The 15,567-nt window shown below is 38.0% G+C and carries 13 protein-coding genes and 1 other RNA gene; 2 read left to right on the top strand and 12 right to left on the bottom strand.

What is annotated here, in order from left to right; translation table 11 throughout:
• Positions 1–40: 40 nt before the first annotated feature.
• The 8 genes from D3873_RS05835 to D3873_RS13340 form a co-directional block, all read right to left on the bottom strand.
• Positions 41–1,951, bottom strand: a complete 1,911-nt coding sequence (locus D3873_RS05835) for an ATP-dependent DNA helicase (protein ID WP_119883166.1) — start codon at positions 1,949–1,951, stop codon at positions 41–43.
• Positions 1,951–3,075: a THUMP domain-containing class I SAM-dependent RNA methyltransferase gene (locus tag D3873_RS05830; protein ID WP_119883165.1), complete on the bottom strand. Its 1,125-nt coding sequence runs from the start codon at positions 3,073–3,075 to the stop codon at positions 1,951–1,953. Before D3873_RS05830 ends, D3873_RS05835 begins: the two co-directional genes overlap by 1 nt.
• A gap of 112 nt (positions 3,076–3,187) precedes the next feature.
• Positions 3,188–3,559: RNase P RNA component class B (rnpB, locus tag D3873_RS05825), an RNA gene on the bottom strand.
• Positions 3,560–3,604: 45 nt separating this feature from the next.
• Positions 3,605–3,898 (bottom strand): cell division regulator GpsB, encoded by a 294-nt coding sequence (gene gpsB / locus D3873_RS05820; RefSeq protein ID WP_119883164.1) that lies wholly within the window; start codon positions 3,896–3,898, stop codon positions 3,605–3,607.
• A 109-nt stretch (positions 3,899–4,007) separates the two neighbouring features.
• Positions 4,008–5,252: a ribonuclease H-like domain-containing protein gene (locus D3873_RS05815; RefSeq protein ID WP_119883163.1), complete on the bottom strand. Its 1,245-nt coding sequence runs from the start codon at positions 5,250–5,252 to the stop codon at positions 4,008–4,010.
• 4 nt (positions 5,253–5,256) lie between these two features.
• Positions 5,257–7,530 (bottom strand): DEAD/DEAH box helicase, encoded by a 2,274-nt coding sequence (locus D3873_RS05810; RefSeq protein WP_119883162.1) that lies wholly within the window; start codon positions 7,528–7,530, stop codon positions 5,257–5,259.
• 1 nt (position 7,531) lies between these two features.
• Positions 7,532–7,888, bottom strand: a complete 357-nt coding sequence (locus tag D3873_RS05805) for a DUF1798 family protein (protein ID WP_119883161.1) — start codon at positions 7,886–7,888, stop codon at positions 7,532–7,534.
• 26 nt (positions 7,889–7,914) lie between these two features.
• Entirely contained in the window at positions 7,915–8,076 is a 162-nt protein-coding gene (locus D3873_RS13340; protein WP_162920146.1) for a hypothetical protein, read from the bottom strand.
• 185 nt (positions 8,077–8,261) lie between these two features.
• Between D3873_RS13340 and recU the strand changes: the two genes are divergently transcribed.
• Together recU and D3873_RS05795 are read left to right on the top strand one after the other, a co-directional pair.
• Entirely contained in the window at positions 8,262–8,876 is a 615-nt protein-coding gene (gene recU / locus D3873_RS05800; RefSeq protein ID WP_119883160.1) for a Holliday junction resolvase RecU, read from the top strand.
• A 21-nt stretch (positions 8,877–8,897) separates the two neighbouring features.
• Positions 8,898–11,564 carry a penicillin-binding protein 1A gene (locus D3873_RS05795; protein ID WP_119883159.1) on the top strand — a complete coding sequence of 889 codons (2,667 nt, stop codon included), beginning with the start codon at positions 8,898–8,900 and terminating at the stop codon, positions 11,562–11,564.
• Between the two features lie 74 nt (positions 11,565–11,638).
• On the opposite strand, the gene nth is transcribed toward D3873_RS05795, so the two are convergent.
• The 4 genes from nth to D3873_RS05775 are packed head-to-tail and all read right to left on the bottom strand — an operon-like array spanning position 11,639 to position 15,552.
• Positions 11,639–12,295, bottom strand: coding sequence for an endonuclease III (gene nth, locus D3873_RS05790; RefSeq protein ID WP_119883158.1), 657 nt, complete (start codon positions 12,293–12,295; stop codon positions 11,639–11,641).
• A gap of 9 nt (positions 12,296–12,304) precedes the next feature.
• Positions 12,305–13,024: a DnaD domain-containing protein gene (locus D3873_RS05785; RefSeq protein WP_119883157.1), complete on the bottom strand. Its 720-nt coding sequence runs from the start codon at positions 13,022–13,024 to the stop codon at positions 12,305–12,307.
• An 18-nt stretch (positions 13,025–13,042) separates the two neighbouring features.
• Positions 13,043–14,338 (bottom strand): asparagine--tRNA ligase, encoded by a 1,296-nt coding sequence (gene asnS, locus D3873_RS05780; protein ID WP_119883156.1) that lies wholly within the window; start codon positions 14,336–14,338, stop codon positions 13,043–13,045.
• Positions 14,339–14,349: 11 nt separating this feature from the next.
• A complete protein-coding gene (locus D3873_RS05775; RefSeq protein ID WP_119883155.1) occupies positions 14,350–15,552 on the bottom strand; it encodes a pyridoxal phosphate-dependent aminotransferase in 1,203 nt (400 codons plus the stop codon).
• Positions 15,553–15,567 lie beyond the last annotated feature (15 nt).

Below are 15,567 nucleotides of genomic sequence, written 5' to 3'. Positions count from 1 at the left end.
AACCATTCAATGCTCCACTCAACTAGCCTATCAGGATTTTTCATTTCCAACGAATTGGTACTGGTGTGATTTCTTGAATCGTATCTTGGTAAGTCGATTCTTTAGGCGTTAAAAAGAACTCAATTCTTCCTCGATCAGAAGCTGTACGTATTAGTCTTCCCATACCTTGTTGAAGTCGAAGTAACATGTACGGGTCCAATATTTCCTCTGTTGGATTCGCGGATAGTTGTTTTTTCGCTTGGAAAACTGGATCATCTGGTGGAAAAGGTAATTCGTGAATCACAACTTGATTTAATGCGTTTCCAGGAATATCTAAACCTTCCCAAAGATGATAACTGCATAAAACGTCCAGTTCTCTCATTTGAAAGTTTTTAATGAGAGTTGAAAGTTCTTTTTCGCCTTCAAAAGCGATTCGAATCGATTCAGACTCATTCCAATTTTGTTGAAAGGTTTCTAACGCGTCTTTACTTTGGAAAAGAATTAATGTCCCACCTGTTGAATGCTCCAACAATCGTTTCGTTTCTTTGAACTTTTCTTCTTGTGTCACGATATGTCCCGTCACCGACATAACCGTGTCATATTCAAAAGGCGAATCTACATGGAAAGAGTGATACTTCTCAATTCCAAGTTGTGATGCAAAAAAGTGGAAGTCGTTTTTAATGGATAAAGTTGCGGATGAAAAAATGATTGGTAACCTCTGACTAAACAACGTTTCTTTCAGTATATCTCGAACCATCTGAGGCATAATCACTAATGTTTCAGAGGAATCTGTTATTTCCATCCAATGAATTCCTGCGTTTTTATTAATGAGGAGACGCAAAGCGTATAAATAATGATCCAAATACTCTTCTGTCATCCGCAGTTCAAATTCTGGTATGACATACAGTTCCGCTTCGAACACAAACTCTTCCATGAGTGATTCTACTAGCATCACTTGCTTTTTCATGAGATTTATTAATCCGTCGTTTAATGAAAATGCCATTCGTTCATTCGTATCATCAGCCGTTAAATCTTCTATTTCATCGAACATCATCTCATGTGTTTCTATTAAATCCTCTAACATTACCAATGTTTTCTCTTGTACTCCATCGACAGAAACCAATTCCACTAAATTTAATAATGTTTGGCGTTGCACTTTATATGTTAATGCTTTCTGTGCTGCATATTCGAGTAAGTGTCCTTCGTCGAGAATAAGCATGGACACTTCAGGTAACAGTGGCATTTGCCCTTCTCTTTTTCTCGAATCTTTTGTCCATAAATGCTCCATTAAAAAATCTTGAGAACAGATCAATAAGTCTGCTGATTCCTTATAATAATTTCGGTGAAGTGTTTGTCCACACTTGTTTCGAACGTCACAGATTTCACATTGATAGGTCGCCTGATAATTAACTTGTTGCCATTCCTCATCCGTTACAGATGAAAACGCACTTCTTTCACCATACGGTTCAAATCGTTGCATGGATTGGATATCTTTCACGAACGAAGGTATCTTTTCCTCAATTCGTTGAATAAAAGCAGCCTTCGTTTCAGATTTAGCAACTTCTAATCTCTTTAAACATAAATATTGATCTCGAGATTTAGCTAAACGTACATCTACATCCCATCCAAGAATAGATTCTAGCTTGGCTAGATCTCCTTCTTTTTTTACTAATTGATCGATAAGGGTTTCATCTGCACAAGCAATTAATGCTGGTTTTCCTGTGTACCTTGCATAGGCGATTGCAGGGAGTAAATAAGCAATGGTTTTACCTGTACCCACTCCAGCTTCTGCAAATAATACACCTTTTTCTTTCAGAGATTTTTCAATTTGAAAGGACATGAAAATTTGCTCATCCCGACAATCTAGTCCCTTCTCAGGAAATTCATCATAAAATAAATCGCCTAACCAATCATTTAACGAGTCATAAAAACTTTTATCTTTTGACAATGAAAATGGTAGTTTTTTTGACATTACGATTTTTTACCCCAATATTGATAATAATCTGTCCTTATGAAGCCATTGAAAAGCTTCCGTTTTTTTGTTGCTCGTTTTCCATACAGCGTTTCAAAATTTTCCATAGAAGAAAGCATGTAAACAGACCACGTAGGATATTGCTCCATTAAGTCACCTAGTCCCGCAATCATTTTTTCAATTGTTTCCACTTCGCCAATTCGCTCACCATATGGCGGATTTCCAATCATGACACCGTCGGTTAACGTTGTCGAAAAATCTAATACTTGGCGTTGTTTAAATTGAATAATGTCTGAAAAACCTGCTTCAATTGCATTATCTTTTGCCATTTGAATCATCTTATGGTCAATATCAGAACCCTCTATACTTAATGGCTGATCATAATTCGCTTTATCCTCAGCTTCTTCTCTCACTCGATCCCAAATTTTTGCATTCATCCATGTCCAATCTTCGCTGATGAATTCTCGATTATATCCGGGAGCAATAGATTGTCCAATCATTGCAGCTTCAATAGGAATGGTCCCAGAACCACAAAAAGGATCCACGAATGGACGATTGGGATTCCATTTTGAAATGTACACAAGAGCTGCTGCTAATGTCTCTTTTAACGGTGCTTCCCCCTGGTCCGCTCGATACCCTCTTTTGTGAAGGCCAACACCACTTGTATCTATTGAGATAGTTGCAATATCTTTCAAGATGCTTATTTCTAATTTATAAGTCGGTCCAGATTCATCTAAAAACCCAATTCGTTTATGTGCAGTTTTTAAGCGTTCTACTACCGCTTTTTTTACAATTGCTTGACAATCAGGGACACTAAATAATTTAGATTTAACCGATTTTCCTTGTATTGGGAATGCAGCATCAACTGTTAAATAGTTCTCCCACGGGATATTTTTTGTTTGTTCAAAAAGTTGATCAAATGTAGTGGCTTTAAATTGACCAGCAATAATTTTGACACGGTCCGCTACACGTAACCACATATTGGCACGTGCAATTGCTTCGTCGTCTCCCGAAAAATAGACTTTGCCATTTTCTGTTCGTGTTTCGTATCCTAATGCTTTTACTTCATCTGCTACAATTCCTTCTAAACCCATCGCGGCAGTAGCAACTAAATTATGGTTCATGTGAATCCCTCACTATCTTTGTTTAAAGTGTATACTTGCATCTATTCTTACAGTGTAAAAAAGCCCTCCATGAATGGAGAGCTTTAAATTTTACATTTCAAGCTTTTAATAATTCGTAAGCCATGTTTTGTTCCCACGTACTCAAACAGTTTGCACCTCGTACGAATGGGCGGTAATCATCTATCTACAGAAAACTGTCTCTTAATCCATTCATTTCTTTCATAAGAGTGCCCCTACCATAATTTGGGTTTCTCGCTCGTGGGGTTTACCTCGTTCCACCTAGTAAGTTTCCAAACTAGCTTCGTCACTGTGGCACTTTCAGAGAAGGGATCCATATCACGAAGGACTTAGGAATCTTCCCGCCGTCAACTCACGTTGCCTTAGCTTATTTTTTGGCTAAGCACGAACACTACGCTCATCTCAGATGCGTGCGAGCATGGACTTTCCTCTACAATGTCTAACATTGCAGCGATTACCTGAATTCTCAAAAGCTAGAAACAGTATAGCCGAAAAAGGAGAAAATAACAACTTACTCGTAAAGTTTACTTCCGAAGACGTGTTTTTCTAAATTAGATAAACGCTTTAAAATATCAAAATTTGTCGAACCTGCAGTTGGTTGAACTGGTTGTCTTCTAGGCATATCTTCTAATTGGTCGCGCAATTGTTTGTTTTCAGCACGTAAATTGGCAATCTGGGTTTCAAATGATTCGTAGTCTTGAATAATATCATCTAAAAATTGATCCACGTCATCCTGGTTATACCCACGGATTCCTGATTTAAATTCTTTTTCTAAAATATCTTTAGCAGTTAATTTCATTTCCATAACGATCTTCCTTCCTGCTTTTCATACATATAGAAAAGTATACCATATTCTACTTTTTAAAAACATTCGTGCTACATAAAAGTGTCGAACTCTGCGCTTTCCCGGGAAATTATTTTTGTTTTCTATTCACTCGAGCTTTCCTTTTGACCCATTCTAACCGAAGCTTTGTTTTCATGGATTGTTTGATATTTGTTGTTTCCTCAATATATTGTATTGCTTTTTCACATAGCTCATTCACTTCGTTGTAGTGAAAAAATTTGTGTTCTAACAGGATGGCCAATTGTTTCCATGCATCCAACCGCTGTTTTGTTTCTAAGTAGTTGATTGATTGTCGGAAATAGGAAATGGCTTCTACGTACTGTTTTTCTTTTTTAAATTGAAGACCCAAGTAGTAGTTGGCAATAGCCGCTTCTTCTTTTGAATGATCCTTTCCGATCTCCTCAAAATGTTCTTTACTAGTGACGTAATCTTGGAGGTCATAAAACCACTTTCCTATATTTGTCGCGGTGATAGTACCGTCTTGTAAGGATTTTTCTCGTAATAACAAATCGGTGGAAAAGCCGTACAAAGAGATTAAGGAGAGTAAATCCCATTCATTGTGTTTCAAAACTTTCATCAATGTATCAACATAGCCTGATTTTATTGCATCTAAATAAATCATTGGTGCTAAGTGGCCAGGAATGTCGTCCTTTCGAACAAAACCTATTACTTGCTTCTCCATCTCTGTTAAGGGGAACCGTTCTAAAGCGTTTTTCCATATCCTTCTACTGCTATGCAAAAGATCTAACTGACGAATGTCTGGCAATGGTGGTAAAACGCTTCGATGAAATACCCATCTTGTTTGCAACTGCGGCCAATCGAAACTTTTTCCATTATAAGAGACGACGGTGTGATCATTCTTCCATAAGCCCGTCTCATATAAAAATGCTGCTTCGTTATCATGGTTAGCCATTACGTATTGATGTAATTCCACTCGGTCCGATAGAATTTCTAACTGACCAGATAAAAAAATATACGTACCGGCACCTTTTAAACCGGTCGTTTCGGTATCAAAAAACATCAATTTAGGTTTACTTGGCGAAAGTGGATGATCAACCTTCTTTCTCATCCATTGTTTAATTGACTCTTTTGATTCTTCAAACGTATACGTTCCATGCAAATAGGAAAATGGGTACGTTTGTTTTTTCATAAAAACGTATCCAAATTTATTTTCGATTAGGGTTAACCCTCTTGAAGCCCATTCATCTGCATATGAAGGTTTTGGTGGTTTGACAAATGCAACCTCTGATTCCTTCACTAGATTGGATTTTTTCATTTTGCTTTTTAAATCCAAGTAATTTTGTTGAAAGGACATATTTTCACCTACTAATTTTTGCTAATTTATGAAACAAAGAAATAACTTCGTCCTTCATTCCTACCGCAGCTTCTTGCGCTCCAATACAAGCGGGACATCCCCATTCGCACGAACATTGTTCTACATGGCTTGTTGCTTTCTCTATGACTTCTTCCCACTTATCATAAATTCGATCACTAATTCCTATTCCTCCAGGATAACTATCACTTATGAAAATGGTCGGCAATTCTGAATGGACAGCTTTTACTTGTGGAACAACATGTATATCTGATCGGTCACATTGAACAAACATCGGTACAAACGCCGAAATTGCTGTACCAACACCAATTAATGCATCCGATAACATGGAGTCATTCCAGTCATCTGGTTTTTCGAAACTTAACCAAGTAGCGGACGTATGCTTCTCCATCGGGGGAAGAGAAATCGGCCCTGAACCTATATTGTCATGCGTTTCAAAACGTATTTTCTTAAAGATTGTCGGCAATTGAACGACAGAAATATCCCCAAAATGTGCCGACATTTGGCCAATAGGTCTCGACTTATCCTCTGCCATCACTTTTAATTCTAATGCAAGATTCGCATCTGTATAATAATCGACATCCACTTCTCGTACAAACGCTTTTTTCTCTTCCCAATCCAAATATTCTACTTGGAATTGTGTCCCTTGATGCATATAGATAGCCTCATCATGTAACAATGTCATGGCACTATACGTATCCATCTCTCCAATGACTTTTGTCTCGGCAGGAATTGTTTGATCAATAATAACAACATTTTCTTGTGTTGCAGAACGAAGACTAACGTCATGAGCTGGAAAACGATCGCTCATCCAATGCCAAGATGAACTTGTTTTCACCAATACGCCTTGATCTTCTAAATAGGTTAACAATTCTTGAATTTCAAATTCTCCGTAAGTATCCGTTAGAGAAAATGGCAATTCAAAAGAAGCACATTTCAAATGATCCATTAAGATAAACAGATTGTCCGGTTGAATACGTGCTTCTTCAGGAGATTGGTTTAATAAATAGGATGGATTTTCTATCACATACTGATCAATCGCACTGTTTCCAGCGACATAGATGATTAATGCATCCTCTTGTCTTCTTCCTGCTCTACCCGCTTGCTGCCACGCACTCGCTATCGTTCCAGGATAGCCAGTCATCACACACGCTTGAAGTTGCCCTATATCAATCCCCAATTCAAGTGCATTTGTACTAACTACTGTTTTAATATCACCAGTACGTAATCCTTTTTCAATGACTCTTCGTTCAGATGGTAAATAGCCACCTCGATAGCCTCTAATCGACTCATCAAACAATTTCTTTTTCGTCATTTCTTTTAAATACGTGACTAGCATTTCCACTCGTACACGGCTTTTAGCAAATATAATTGTTTGAACGTTCTCTTTATATAACTTTTCTGCAACATCTCTTACTTCTAGAATCGCACTTCGGCGAATGCCAAATGCTGGATGAGTAAGAGGAGGATTTAAAAAGAGAAAATGTTTATTCCCCGAAGGTGCACCGTTGCGTTCAATTAGCACTTGCTCCGTATTAGTCAGTTGTTCTGCTAACTCTTTTGGATTTGCAATCGTAGCGGACGTACAGATAATTGTAGGATTACTACCATAATATGCACAAATTCTTTTTAACCGTCGAATAACATGTGAAACATGACTTCCAAAGACACCTTTATATGTATGTAGTTCATCAATCACGATATACGATAAATTCTCAAATAATGAAACCCATTTCGTGTGATGTGGAAGAATTCCTGAATGCAACATATCCGGATTCGTTAAGACGATATGTCCAGCTTTTCTTATTTTCGTTCGAACCGCAGGAGCAGTATCCCCATCATAAGTGTAGCTAAAAACTTCTTCACCGATTTCTTCTATTAAAGCATGCAAATCGCTTTTTTGATCTTGAGCTAACGCTTTTGTTGGAAATAAATATAATGCTCTTGCAGTAGGATTCTCTAAAATTTCATGAAGGACAGGCAAATGATAACAAAAAGATTTTCCAGAGGCTGTAGGGGTAATAGCTGTAAATGATTTCCGTTGCGACGCGAGTTCGAATGCCTCCGCTTGATGGGAATACAATTGATGAATCGAACGTTTATGTAATCCTTCGATCAATTTGGGATGCATAGTAGACGGAAATGGTACATATATCGCATCTTTTTCTGGCAATGTTCTTGAATAGACAATTCGCTCTTTCATTTCTGGATCGTTTTTCCATTGCTCGATTAATTCAACGACCGTTTTTTTCTGAAACATGTCAACTTCCTTCTTCCTCTATAGCGCGAATGAGCGTATCAAATGTATAAATACTTGCTTGTATAGTTAAAACAAATCTCTTTTTTCCTGTTTCTTTATAAAAGGATTGAACAATATATTGTTTAAATCCATCTACTACTGCATCAATTTGTTCTTTTCGAATATGTTTTGGACGAAACTTATGAATAAATTGAGATGTCTGTTCTTCCCATTCTGCTAACATGGTATGCCAATGATCCACATGTGGCTTCACTTCAACAAAGAAATCAGGAGAGCGGTCTTCTTCACGCATACGCTCGTGACGGAGCTGTGATGCAATTGCTTCGGTTTTTAACTCTTTCGTTAACTGGACTAACATTTCTAACGCCCTCCTTTTCTTTTATTCTAACAAATCTTTTGTTTATTCTCCACTAAAACACGAACATATATTCCGTCATTTCGTGTATAATACGATTTAGTTAATGCCACTTTCTCTTGAAGAAATCGAATCTCCAAAATCTTTTCAAGCTGCTCCACTTGTTTAATTAAATCTTGTAACCTGTTCATCTCTTCTCCCCCTTTTTCCCTACTATTTCGGGGTTAGGAGAGGTTTTCCTACTCGGAAGACAAAAGAAGTGCTGTTTAGTGTAAAGAAGTGATTTTTCGACAAAATTAGATCTCCATTTTGAAACTTTCTGAAGGAAGGAACGTTCTGATAATATGGTATGATGAAAGGAGATGAGGTGGCGCATATGACCGTTCATTATCCAAATGGAAAAAAGTTTGTTCCTACTAAAACTCCTAATGATTCAAAACCAAATAGGAAAATAGATTTTGGGAATCGCGGAAAAACATTAGAAGATGAGTTGAATGAAACCAATGAATTTTATCTCTCACGTAATTTGGCCGTTATTCATAAAAAACCAGTTCCTATTCAAGTGGTGAAAGTGGATTATCCATCTAGGAGCTCCGCTGTTATTCGAGAAGCTTATTATCGAACTGCATCTACGACGGATTACAATGGGGTTTGGATGGGTAGATATATTGACTTTGAAGCGAAAGAAACGAAGAATAAAACGTCCTTTCCTCTTCAAAATATTCATTCCCATCAAATGGAACATATGGAAAATATAGTCGCGAATCAAGGTATTGCCTTTTTACTTGTTCGTTTTTCTACGCTCAATCGATATTTTTTATTACCATATCAGGTTTTGAAATCGTGCTGGGAGGATATGAATAAGGGTGCGAGAAAATCCATTTCTCTCAACATATTTGAAGATAAAGGGTTTGAACTTATACCAAAGGCATTTCCTAGAATAGATTATTTAGAAGCCTTAGAAAAAATGGTACATCAGATTCAGTCTTAAAGTGAAAGTGAGGAGAGCTTCGTGAGCAAAGAGACAAACTCTCGTAGACAACGAAGAAAAGAAGTTCAAAAACAAAACAAATCCAAACAACCTAAAGGTGCTTGGTGGAAAAAAGTTCTCATCGCAATTATTGCAGTTGGGTTAGCAGGTCTTGTGTTCGGTGGAGCGTTATTTGCTTACTATGCTAGTTCCGCCCCTGAATTAGATGAGGAAGCATTAAAAGATCCTATCTCGACAGAATTTTATGATAGAAATAAGGAAGTATTTGCAACCATCGGAAAAGAAAACCGTGAATTTGTTCCTTACGAGGAAATTCCAAAACAAATGGAAGATGCCATTTTAGCAACGGAAGATGTTCGTTTCTACGAACACAATGGGGTCGATTTTTTCCGGCTTGGTGGTGCAGTATTAGCAAATGTAACTGACGGATTTGGATCACAAGGAGCTTCTACTTTGACGCAACAAGTGATTAAAAATTCTTTCTTGAAGAATGAAAAAACACTAAAACGAAAAGCACAAGAAGCTGTGCTAGCGTATAAATTAGAGCAAGAATATGAAAAAGAAGAAATTTTCGAAATGTATTTTAACAAAATCCTCATGTCCGGAAATACGTACGGATTTGGTACAGCAGCAGACTTTTTCTATGGAAAAGAATTGAAAGATTTAGAATTACATCAGCTAGCGATGCTTGCTGGTATGCCTCAAAGTCCTAACAATTACAATCCGTTCAAACATCCTGAAGCTGCTGAAAAACGTCGTAATATTGTACTTGGATTAATGGTTCAACACGAAAAAATTACACAAGAAGAAGCGGATGCAGCTAAAGCAAAACCAATTACGGATGGCTTATTACCAGAAGAAAAACGAAAATCAGTTACGGTCACTAACTATCCTGCCTATCTTGATATCGTCCTAGATGAATTAAAAGAAAAAGGCGATGGTGCTTCTTTATCTGACGGGTTAAAAGTGTATACGAATTTAGATCCAGTTGCACAAAAGGCTGTTGAATCAGCTTTAAAATCAGATAACTTCCCTACCGAGAAAATGGAAGCAGGTTTAACAGTCCTTGATACAAAAACTGGAGCAATCGTTGCAGTTGGTGGAGGACGAGATTACGGTTCCGATCGCGGACTGAATTATGCGAGTGATTTAGATGGTCGAGGTGTCGGTTCTACAATTAAACCAATTCTGGACTATGGTCCACTAATCGAATACAAAAAATGGTCAACTGGATCAACTATAAATGATGAAAAAATTACTTATACTGGTTCTGACCAACAAATATATAATTTTGACAATAAATACATGGGCAAAATGACCATTCGTGAAGCTCTATATCGTTCTCGTAACGTACCTGCTGTAAAAGCATATCAAGAAGTAAAAGAATCGGATAGAACCGCATTTGCGACAAAATTAGGAATTCCCGAAAACAAGAAATTAAAATACGAGTCAGCTGCAATTGGTGCAACGGAAGGAATTAATACCGTTAAACTAGCAGCTGCCTATGCAGCATTTGGCAATTCAGGTGTGTACTCGGAACCATTCGCAATTAATGCTATCGTTTATAGAGATGGCAAAACGAAACAAGAATTTAAACCGCAATCTGAACCAGCGATGGAAGATTACACAGCATACATGATTACAGACATGCTTCGCGATGTTGTATCAAGTAAATCAGGTTCTACTGGGAAAGCTGCCAATGTTCCTGGATTAGATTTAGCTGGTAAATCAGGAACGACAAACTATAACTCTGATTATATGAAAGAAAATAACATTCCTTCTGGATATGCTCCTGATGTCTGGTTTGCCGGTTACACAACGAACTATTCTATTGCTGTCTGGACTGGATATGAGAGTATGAAAAATGGGATAAATAAAAATAACTCTGAGGAAGCTAACTTTGCTCAACGAATTTTCAAAAGTGTCATGACGGAAGTATCCGCAAACGCAGATAATGGGCGATTTAAAAAACCTTCCTCCGTTGTGGAAGCTACTGTAGAAGTAGGAACAGATCCTCTTCAACTTGCGAGTGACTACACTCCTAATGAGCTTAAGAGTAAAGAACTGTTTGTAAAAGGTACCGTTCCTACAACTGTATCGGAACAGTATGAACAACTTGAGTTAGAAGCTCCAACGAACTTAAAAGTTGATTACGACGACAAACAACAAGCTGCTACTTTATCTTGGAAGCGTAAAGCACCAAAAGACAAAGATGTGAACGTCAGCTTTGAAGTTTCCCTTTCTATTAATGGTGAAGCAGCAACATTGCTTCAAACGACAGACAAAAATGGATTAATCGTTAACGGAATAACACCTGGAGATAGTTATACATTTACTGTCGTAGCGGTGGCCGATGATACGAAAAGCTCCCCTGCTTCCGTTTCGCTTCAAGTAGGTGAAGAAAAAACCGATGATCCAAAAGGAAATGAAGATAAGCCTGATGACAAAGGAAACGGAGATAAGAATGGGGATGACGGTACTACCACTCCACCTTCAACAGATGACGGCACTGGTGATGGAACAAATCCAGATGACGGCACTGGGGATGGAACAACCACTCCTCCTGCAGACGATGGTACTGGAGATGGAACAACGGACGGTTCAACAGATGGATCAACCGATGGTTCAACTGCATCGACGAATAGTTCCACTCCTACCGGCACAACTGATACAAAAGAAACTCCTTAAATGCAGAATGCAAAAAAGAGACACCATGAGATTTTTCTTAAGGTGTCTCTTTTTCATATGAAAATTAACGTTGGCTAAGTGGATGAGAGTTTCTTCATCCGTTTCTTTCCTTCCCTGCACACTTCTAATAAAGGACAAGAGAGACAATTCGGGTTTTGGGCTTTACAGTGATATCTACCAAAAAAAATTAATTGATGGTGCGTTTTATTCCAAAGATTCATTGGTGTTTTTTTCGTTATTGTTTCCTCCACTTGCAGCACCGAATCTTTCCATTTACAAAGTCCTAATCGCTTTGAAACACGTTCCACATGCGTATCAACTGCTAAAGCTGGAATTCCAAAAGCTACTGAAAGAACAACATTTGCTGTTTTTCTTCCTACACCTGGCAGCGTCACCAATGCTTCTCGACTGTTTGGAACTTCTCCAGCAAACTGTTCTATTAACATCTGGGAAAGTGCTTGAATATTTTTCGATTTGTTTCGGTATAGCCCGATTGAACGTATATCGTTTTGTAATTCCTCCACGTCTACTTGAAGATAGTCTTGCGGGGAACGATATTTTGCAAATAAGGCAGGTGTCACTCTGTTAACTAAGGCATCCGTACATTGTGCAGATAATAGTGTAGCGATCAGTAATTCAAATGGGTTACTGTGAATTAACTCACAATGTGCATCAGGAAACATCTCTTCCATCACTTCTAGACATCCCTGCCATTGTGCTTTTGTTAGCAAAAAATCACCTCAATCTCTTTCCTCTAACCAGTTATAAAATGGAACTTTCCGTCTCGTCGTTGGTTGCTGTAAATTACTTGTAGGTTGGATGGTCTTCGCACGGTACTCACTTGCATGTTTTTCCACTTGTTTAGGTGTTTGTATATTTTTCTTTTTCCATTCAAAAAGAATGCGGTCGATATAACGTAAACTTACTTTTTGTGCAATTACTGCTTCTTTTAATGCTGCTTTAATTAATTCTGGCGACATTTTATCATGATCCAACCACATACCAATCGATTCCATTTCCATTGGTGAGAGTAATCGACCAAATTCTTGTTCAAAGATTTTGTATAGTTCGCCCTCTTGCATGGTTGTTTCTGATTGTGCAGACATTGTTTTCGCTTGTTCGAGTGACTCTAACAATTTTGCCCACAACGCATGAAAAGAGTACATCTCCTCGTATACGCCATTCGCATCGTAGCGATTTTCAATAGAAAGAAATCCTTTTTGAAACAGACGTTGTGTGTATTGGCTGATTTGTTGTTCTGTAAAGTGTGTCACTTCTGCTAAATTTTTAGGAGTTGGAAAAGCGACTCCTTGTTCTTTAAATGCGATTAAATGGAGTAGTAAAAGGGCTTCGTGATCCTGAATACCGCAAGTCTTGTAATGTTTAAAAAAGAGCTGGGAAATAGTAACATTCCCCTGCTCTAACCAAGCTTGGAGGCGGTCAGGTAATTGATTTTCCATGACATTTGCCTCCTTCTATTATGGATATAATCGATTTAATAAGCGTGGGAATGGAATCGATTCACGAACATGTTCCGCTCCACTGATCCAAGCAACGGTTCTCTCTAATCCCAATCCGAATCCAGAATGAGGAACAGATCCTTGTTTACGTAATTCTAAATACCAAGCATATGCTTGTGGATCAAGGTTGTGTTCCTTAATTCGTTGTTCCATTAAATGATGATCATGAATCCGTTCAGAACCACCGATTATTTCACCGTATCCTTCTGGTGCAATTAAATCTGCACATAACACAACATCATCACGGTCTGGGTGTGGTTGCATATAAAACGGTTTTATACCGATTGGATAATGAGTTATAAATACAGGTAAGTCATAATGTTCTGCAATTGCTGTTTCATGCGGCGACCCAAAATCGTCACCCCATTGAATATCGTTGAAGCCATTTTCATGCAAAAACGTAATGGCATCATCATAACTAATACGTGGGAATGGAACTTTGATTTTTTCTAATTTACTAACGTCGCGCCCTAATCTTTCTAATTCTAGTGGACAATTTTTTACCACAGATTGAACGATATATGACACATAGTTCTCTTGCACTTCTAGATTTTCATTAAACTCCACAAACGCCATTTCAGGCTCAATCATCCAAAACTCGATTAAATGTCGACGAGTCTTCGATTTTTCCGCACGGAAAGTCGGACCGAATGAGAAAACTTTTCCAAGAGCCATTGCAGCTGCTTCCATGTATAACTGCCCTGACTGAGATAAATAGGCATCCTCATCAAAGTATTTCGTTTGAAACAACTCGGAAGTTCCTTCAGGTGCAGATCCAGTTAAGATAGGAGGATCTACTTTAGTGAAACCATTCTCGTTGAAAAATTCGTATGTTGCACGAATTACTTCGTTTCGGATTTTCATAATGGCATGCTGTTTTCTTGAACGTAACCATAAATGGCGGTTATCCATTAAAAACTCTGTTCCATGTTCTTTTGGAGTGATTGGAAAATCGATGGCTTCCGCAATTACGTCAATATTCTTCACTTGTAGTTCATATCCAAAAGTTGTACGAGAATCTTCTGTTACGACACCTGTCACATACATCGAAGTCTCTTGTGTCATCCCTTTTGCGACAGCAAATAATTCTTCTCCAACCTCTTCTTTCACTACCACACCTTGAACAAATCCACTTCCATCACGTAATTGTAAAAAAGCAATTTTCCCACTAGAACGTTTGTTTGCTAACCATGCACCTAATGTTATTTCTTCACCTACATGGTGTTTCATGTCATTGATTGTAATTTTCTTCATAATATCCTCCATTAAATACGATCTGCAGTATCCCATTTTGATTCTACAAATTCATGAATTCGTTTTACTGCTTCTTCTAATAACTCTAAAGATGTCGCATATGATAAGCGAATTGTCGCCGGTGCACCAAAACCTGAACCAGGAATGACAGCTACTTTAGCTTCTGTTAACAAAGCCTCGGCAAAAGCATCAACTGTTTCGTATCCAGTACGTTTTGCAGCTTCTGATACATTCGGCAACAAGTAAAATGCACCTTGTGGTTTAAGGACTCGGAAACCTGGTATTGCCTCTACTTTTGGAAAGATGACCGATAATCTCTCTTCAAATGCTTTACGCATTACTTCCACATCATCTTGAGGACCATTATACGCTTCCATTGCTGCGTATTGCGATGTAGTCACAGGATTAGATGTAGAGTGACTTGCAAGATCTGTCATGGCAGAAATAATCGATTCATCCCCAGCTGCAAAACCGATTCTCCAACCTGTCATCGAATGAGATTTCGAGACACCATTTATAATGATCGTTAGCTTTTTAAGCGAATCGGACAGTTGTGCAATCGAAACATGTTGTGCATTTCCATACAATAATTTTTCATATATTTCATCGGATATAATAAGCAAATTATGCTTTTCACAAATAAGTGCTAACGCGTGTAATTCATCTTTTGTATAGACCATACCAGTTGGATTACTTGGAGAGTTAAGGATTAATGCCTTACTCTTTTCCGTAATAGCTGCCTCTAATTGAGAAGGAGTAATTTTATACTGATTCTCTTCCTTCGCTTCTAAAAAGACAGGTAATCCTTGAGCTAACTTGACTTGTTCCGGATAGCTTACCCAGTAAGGAGTAGGAATAATTACTTCATCCCCCTCATCCAATATCACTTGGAATAATGTATACAACAAGTGCTTTGCACCAATACCCACTATTATTTCTTTAGGACTGTAGCTTAAGTGCTGATCACGTTTGAGTTTATCTTGTATTGCTTTCTTAAGCGCTGGCAGTCCACCAGCAGGTGTATACTTTGTATGACCTTCATACATAGATTTTGTTGCAGCTTCTAAAATATTTTCTGGTGTATTAAAATCTGGTTCACCAGCTCCAAGACCAATGACATCGATACCTTGTTCTTTTAACTCTTTTGCTTTCGCAGTAATTGCCAAAGTTGTTGATGGGGTTAGCGTTTGAACTCGTTTAGCAAGTGATACCATCAGTTAATATCCTCC

Origin of the sequence: Paenisporosarcina cavernae (assembly GCF_003595195.1) — a bacterium.
GTDB classification, from domain to species: Bacteria; Bacillota; Bacilli; order Bacillales_A; family Planococcaceae; genus Paenisporosarcina; species Paenisporosarcina cavernae.
The sequence above is the reverse complement of the archived record's forward strand: the minus strand, read 5'-3'. Positions and strand labels throughout refer to the sequence as shown.

Excerpts from the sequence above, each read along its gene's own strand:
- D3873_RS05785 (WP_119883157.1), bottom strand. The coding sequence starts at position 13,024 with ATGGAAAATCAATTACCTGACCGCCTCCAAGCTTGGTTAGAGCAGGGG.
- recU (WP_119883160.1), top strand. The coding sequence starts at position 8,262 with ATGACCGTTCATTATCCAAATGGAAAAAAGTTTGTTCCTACTAAAACT.
- gpsB (WP_119883164.1), bottom strand. The coding sequence starts at position 3,898 with ATGGAAATGAAATTAACTGCTAAAGATATTTTAGAAAAAGAATTTAAA.
- asnS (WP_119883156.1), bottom strand. The coding sequence starts at position 14,338 with ATGAAGAAAATTACAATCAATGACATGAAACACCATGTAGGTGAAGAA.
- D3873_RS05810 (WP_119883162.1), bottom strand. The coding sequence starts at position 7,530 with ATGTTTCAGAAAAAAACGGTCGTTGAATTAATCGAGCAATGGAAAAAC.
- D3873_RS05830 (WP_119883165.1), bottom strand. The coding sequence starts at position 3,075 with ATGAACCATAATTTAGTTGCTACTGCCGCGATGGGTTTAGAAGGAATT.
- D3873_RS13340 (WP_162920146.1), bottom strand. The coding sequence starts at position 8,076 with ATGAACAGGTTACAAGATTTAATTAAACAAGTGGAGCAGCTTGAAAAG.
- D3873_RS05805 (WP_119883161.1), bottom strand. The coding sequence starts at position 7,888 with ATGTTAGTCCAGTTAACGAAAGAGTTAAAAACCGAAGCAATTGCATCA.
- D3873_RS05835 (WP_119883166.1), bottom strand. The coding sequence starts at position 1,951 with ATGTCAAAAAAACTACCATTTTCATTGTCAAAAGATAAAAGTTTTTAT.
- D3873_RS05775 (WP_119883155.1), bottom strand. The coding sequence starts at position 15,552 with ATGGTATCACTTGCTAAACGAGTTCAAACGCTAACCCCATCAACAACT.
- D3873_RS05815 (WP_119883163.1), bottom strand. The coding sequence starts at position 5,252 with ATGTCCTTTCAACAAAATTACTTGGATTTAAAAAGCAAAATGAAAAAA.